This is a genomic window from Glutamicibacter sp. V16R2B1, from assembly GCF_005774635.1.
Taxonomy (GTDB): domain Bacteria; phylum Actinomycetota; class Actinomycetes; order Actinomycetales; family Micrococcaceae; genus Glutamicibacter; species Glutamicibacter creatinolyticus.
Genome location: NZ_VATX01000083.1, coordinates 1 through 1,239, shown reverse-complemented (window position 1 = coordinate 1,239; position 1,239 = coordinate 1). Strand labels below are relative to the sequence as shown.

General features: G+C 74.4%; 1 pseudogene. It reads left to right on the top strand.

The features are described from left to right. Positions 1 to 1,239 (top strand): annotated as a pseudogene (locus FDN03_RS16305) (hypothetical protein); the annotation flags it as partial.

Sequence of the window (1,239 nt, the reverse complement as noted above, 5' to 3'; positions counted from 1 at the left end):
CCCGCATCGGCCACCCACGGGTGGCCGATGCGGGCAATCCGATCCTCGTCCCCGGCGGGGAGATGGCCAGAACCGTCGCCACCTGCCGCGACCTGGTCACCGATGCCAGCTCGGCGCTGACCTTCGTCACCAACCCCGGCGTGGCGCTGCAGAACCTGCGAGTGCCGCGCACCGGCGCCCACCACGGCCAGAGCCTCCGGTTCAGCCAGGCGGGGCTGATCGCCGCCGCCACCCGGCAGGTCGGGGCGCGCACGCTGTGGCTGCGGGACGAGCTGGTGCGCCTCTTCGAGGAGCACGACAGCCTGCATCCGCTCGGCACCACCGCGCGGGAGGAGCTGCACGCCCGGGGCTTCGCCCTGACCCCACCGGCAGGCACGGCCCGGGCAGACCTGCTCGCCGCGCTGCGCCAGATGGTCGAGGCCGCGCTGGCCAGTCGTCGCCCGGTCGCGGAGATCACGGGCTGGCTGCGCTGGATGCACGAGTTCCTCCTGCCCGGGGGCAGCGCGGCGCGGTGCGAGGAGCTCGTGGGTGCCTGCCCCACCGACCGGCTGGAGTTCCTGCGGGACATGCCTCGCCGGCTCGTCGTCACTCTCACGACGCTGCTGGCTGTCCTGCCGGTCCTGATCGGAGCCGGGCTCGCTGCGGCCGCTGCGGGCTCCGTGTCGGGCAGCCTCGGCGCCTGGGTCGGGACGGCGGCCGTGGCGCTGGCCGTGGCGCGTGGCTATCCGCTGGTGGTGGCCCGGCGAATGACCCCGCTGACCGACCATCATGCGTCCGACGCGGTCTTTCTGGTGCTTGTAGCCCTGGCGGGCGCCGCCGGGTCGTTCGGGCTGTTCGCGGTCGGCCGTGGGGATCCCGGTGGCTATCTGCCGATGGCCGTCGGAATGGGCGCGCTGGCGCTCGCCTGCCTGCTCGGCTGGTGGCTGCTGCTGGGGCGGGCGAGCGGCCCGCCCGGCGAAAGCCCGATCGACCTGCTCGGCCTGCTGGCGACCGCGGTCGCGGGCGCGCATGTCGGGCTGGTCGTGGGCACCGCCCAGAACCTGGACGAGTTCTTCAGCGTGCCGGTGCGACTCGCGGCCGGGGCGCTGGCGCTGACCGCGTTGACCTGGTGGCCGCACCTCGTGTGTTCGCGGGCGGTGCGCGCGTGGGATCCGGCGCAGTACGTGGGGTTGGCCCAGGGGACCTCCGAGAGCGCGGCCCGGATCATGGAGGACGTGGCCCGGTACGACTGGTCGCTCA